General features: G+C 40.9%; 4 protein-coding genes and 1 pseudogene. 3 read left to right on the top strand and 2 right to left on the bottom strand.

All coding sequences use genetic code 11. From position 1 onward, the window contains the following. Positions 1 to 310, bottom strand: a 310-nt coding sequence (locus AC5590_RS19530) for a pentapeptide repeat-containing protein (protein ID WP_169268909.1), incomplete at its 3' end; no start/stop codon positions are given. Next, positions 307 to 582, bottom strand: coding sequence for a hypothetical protein (locus AC5590_RS19525; protein ID WP_169268908.1), 276 nt, complete (start codon positions 580 to 582; stop codon positions 307 to 309). The genes AC5590_RS19530 and AC5590_RS19525, both read right to left, overlap by 4 nt. 161 nt (positions 583 to 743) lie before the next feature. Here AC5590_RS19525 and AC5590_RS19520 point away from each other — a divergent pair. The 3 genes and pseudogenes from AC5590_RS19520 to AC5590_RS19510 all read left to right on the top strand — a co-directional run. Further along, positions 744 to 1,250: pseudogene (locus tag AC5590_RS19520) on the top strand (serine/threonine protein kinase); the annotation flags it as partial. Between the two features lie 822 nt (positions 1,251 to 2,072). Then, positions 2,073 to 2,921: a toll/interleukin-1 receptor domain-containing protein gene (locus tag AC5590_RS19515; protein WP_169268907.1), complete on the top strand. Its 849-nt coding sequence runs from the start codon at positions 2,073 to 2,075 to the stop codon at positions 2,919 to 2,921. Positions 2,922 to 2,937: 16 nt separating this feature from the next. Next, on the top strand, positions 2,938 to 3,915 hold a 978-nt coding region (locus tag AC5590_RS19510), incomplete at its 3' end, for a toll/interleukin-1 receptor domain-containing protein (protein ID WP_169268906.1).

The raw sequence follows: 3,915 nt of genomic DNA, 5'->3' as shown, positions 1-3,915 counted from the left end.
CTCTAAGGCTGACACCACTTAAGTTGACTCCTCTAAGGCTGACACCACTTAAGTTGACTCCTCTAAGGCTGACACCACTTAAGTTTGCACCACTTAAATTGCTATAACTCAAGTCCGCACCACTTAAGTTGGCACCACTTAAATTGGCACCACTTAAATCACATTTGCGACATTTCTTAGTGTCCCGCAACTGTTTAACGTGTTCGGGTTTTTCCGCGTAACCAGGAAGCGTTACTAACAATGGGGCACATAAAGCGACAGCAGCTAAAAACTTTGTAAAATCTCTTTTCTGGGGATTTGTAAGTTTCATCTTTTTTGTCTCCGTAATGAGGGGCGATCATTACCATCCTTTCCATACAGAGAATCGTTACCACTCGCACCAGAGATATAGTCGTTTCCTCCTCCGGCGTAGACAATATCGTTTCCTTCATTGGCGTCGATGCTATCACCGTAGCTAGTGCTGTTTAGTGTATCGCAAAAGCTTATTTTGTCTGCTTGATTAATAGAGTAAAAAAGTAGACTAGGGAAAACACTCGCTGTTTGCACCAAGTCGATTTTCAAAATGGGATGAGTTAGTTGCATAATTACTCAGTTATCGTCTGTAAAAACTACAACATTTCAAACATCGTTTCCGGAAATTTCAACACCTCAAATCAGTACGCACCTGATCGCAACAGCATTCAGAAGCTTATATCCCACATTCCGCACTTTGTACTGTTACAATCGGTTATTTCGTAACAGCGGAACAACCAGCAACTTCTCCTAATGTGATCTCAACTCCAGAGGCTTCCACTCCACCTCCACAGCCGGAAAAACAAAGTCTTGCAATTCCAAAAACCAGCAGTAGTGATGTTCCTGCATTTCCCGTTGGTTCTTCAGAAGATGCAGTTACAGCAGCTTTAGGAAAGCCAACTAAGGTTTCTAGAGGTGCGTTTGGGAGAACTCGTGCTTACCTTTACCAGCGTGATCCAAACCGCTTTGATCTTGGTTATTTGTTTGATCGTCAAACAAAAATGCTACGCCAAACAGAAGTCTCTTTTGCTCAATCTGTTGGATCGGAGGTGATGCAGAACACATTGCAGGGAATGCTAGGGGGTAGTGCTTCTAGTAATATTAAGCAAGGACTGCAACAAGTTTATGAGCGCAAAACAAATCAATACTCTTTTAATGTTGGTGGACTAAAAGGGTCGATAGAACGCAATTCAGAAGACCAAATTTACATTGCAATTTGGGATGCGAGCTTGCATTGATTAAGTTTCGAGGTTCTGATACGTTATATCTCAAAACGCTCTGTGAATCGAGTTTGACTGAATCACTCTCGTCTCAGAGCCTATGAAGCTATCAAAAAATAAATCGCATTTTTAATGAGTGATTACATAAATATATCTACTTTCATTATCACCTTGTAAGTACTTCTGACTTTTCATGGTATGTGAAAAAGGTAATTTTGAGGGTTTTCCAAGTCCTGATTTTTCCGTTAGTCACTTTCATTAATTCATCACTATTGAGAATCGGGGTGAATTAACTGTTGTGATACGCACTTGGAGGTAAAATGATTTGACTTAAAGATGCGATGCCTGCGATGGGTGCAAAGCGCTATCGCTTAGGTTAGGAAAAAGGGGTGGTTACGACCACGCTAACTCAAAACTTGTAACCACTAATTCTACGAAAATTAGGATTAGGGGAGGGCGATTGCCTACGGCAGAGCTACGCTTAACGCCCAATTAGTAACCTCGCGTAAAATTAACATCACTAATTTGGACAATAGCATCAAATATTTCTGATTTTAAAGTGATATAAATCACATATAAATTGTGACGAAAAGCGTTGTTTAAATGAAAAGTCTGAACAAGCAGGCATTTCCACTTATTCACTAATATTTTACATTTGTATTAAATATACTGAAGTGATATTACTAGGATATTAGGCTGATAATCTCTTACGATATTATGCAGTTAAAACTCTGAATATTTACTTATGCTTATAGCCCTGGAACTATATTTATCAATAGTTTTAAAGTATCAAATATAACTATAAATTGAACATACTTATCTAGTAGGAGAATCTTCTGAATGACAAATCAACCCGATTTTGATGTTTTTCTCGCTCATAATAGTCAGAATAAACCCCAAGTTAAAGCAATTGCAACCAAATTGAAACGGCGTGGTTTGAAGGTGTGGCTAGACGAAGAGCAAATTGCACCAGGACGCGCATTTCAGGATGTGATTCAACAGGCAATTTCCAATGTTAAATCTGCCGCTATCTTCATTGGAACAGAGGGATTGGGAAAATGGCAGATACTGGAGTTGCGGTCACTTATCAGCCGACTTGTAGAAGCAGACATTCCTGTGATTCCCGTCTTATTACCAGAGGTTGAGGGAATTCCACAAGATTTGATCTTCCTCCAAGAACTAAATTGGGTGAGTTTTGCAAACGGAATAGATGATATTGAAGCGTTAGACAAATTAGAGTCGGGCATTAGGCAAAAACAGGTAAAAAGCTTACCAAAAACTTCTGGACGCTTCGATGTTCTCTTGTGCTATCACGACGAAGACCGCAACCAAGTAAAGCAAATTGCCGAACAACTCAAGGAAAGGCAGATTCGACCTTGGCTTGATATATGGGAAGCCTTTGCTGGCACTTCCTGGCAACAATTACTGGAAACTCAGATAGCCAAAATAAACTCAGTAGCAGTTTTTATAGGCAGAAGTGGAGGACCTTGGCAACAAGAGCAAATAGAGCCTTTTATATGGGAATTTATTGAACAAAAACGTCCTGTTATTCCTGTTATTCTGCCCAATGTCGTGCAAGAGCCGCAACTTCCCATCTACCTCCGACGCCGAACTAGGGTTGATTTTCGTCAGCAAGATCCTGAACCGATAACCCAATTAATCAATGGCATACCTGAAGTTAATGAATAGTAGGAGGAATCTTTAGATGGTAAATCAGCCAGAATTCGATGTTTTTTTGGCTCACAATAGTCAGGATAAGCCTCAAGTTAAAGCCATTGCATCTGAACTTAAAAGGCGTGGTTTAAAAGTATGGATAGATGAAGAGCAAATTTTGCCAGGACGCCCATTTCAGGATGTGATTCAACAGGCGATTTCCAATGTCAAATCTGCTGCTATCTTCATCGGTTCACAAGGGCTGGGAAAGTGGCAGGTTATGGAACTGCGGATACTTATTAGCCAATGTGTAGATGCAGATATTCCTGTAATTCCCGTTTTGCTACCAGGAGTAGAGGGCATTCCAGGGGATTTGCTCTTTCTCCAGCAGTTCAATTGCCTAAGTTTTGCTAGCGGCATAGATGATGTAGGAGTACTAGATAAACTAGTGTCAGGCATTACCCAGGAGCAACCAAAAAGCTCACCAAAAACTGCCGGAAACTTCGATGTTCTGCTGTGCTATGACGACGAAGACAGAAGCGAAGTCCAGCAGATTGCGGAGCAGTTAAGACAACGGCAAATTAGACCTTGGCTGAATCTGTGGGAAGTGCCTCCAGGCAGATCGTGGCAAGAATTACTGGCTGCTCAAATAGCGCAGATCCACTCAGTAGCCATTTTTATTGGTAGTAAATCAAGTCCCTGGCAGAAAGAGGAAATAGAGTCTTTCATCTGGGAATTTATTGAACTAAAGCGTCCTGTTATCCCTGTTATTCTGCCAAATGTCCTGCAAGAGCCGCAACTTCCCATCTATCTCCGAAGCAGAACTAGGGTTGATTTCCATCAGGATAAGGCTGAAGCATTTTACAACTTAGAATGGGGCATTACCCAAAGAAAACCAGGAAACTCGCCGAAAATCTTAGAAGAAAATAACTTTTCTGTGCAGGAAACGAATTGCTATGTCCGCTTAGAGGAGTTACTAGTACAGCACGGCGTAAATAAACCAAGTATTAGACAGCTAACACTTTACCCT

The sequence above is a fragment of the Brasilonema octagenarum UFV-OR1 genome, from assembly GCF_963888615.1.
GTDB classification, from domain to species: domain Bacteria; phylum Cyanobacteriota; class Cyanobacteriia; order Cyanobacteriales; family Nostocaceae; genus Brasilonema; species Brasilonema sennae.
This window is presented reverse-complemented; position numbering and strand designations above follow the sequence as displayed.

Coding starts and splice junctions, on each gene's coding strand:
- AC5590_RS19515 (WP_169268907.1), top strand. CDS start 2,073: ATGACAAATCAACCCGATTTTGATGTTTTTCTCGCTCATAATAGTCAG.
- AC5590_RS19525 (WP_169268908.1), bottom strand. CDS start 582: ATGCAACTAACTCATCCCATTTTGAAAATCGACTTGGTGCAAACAGCG.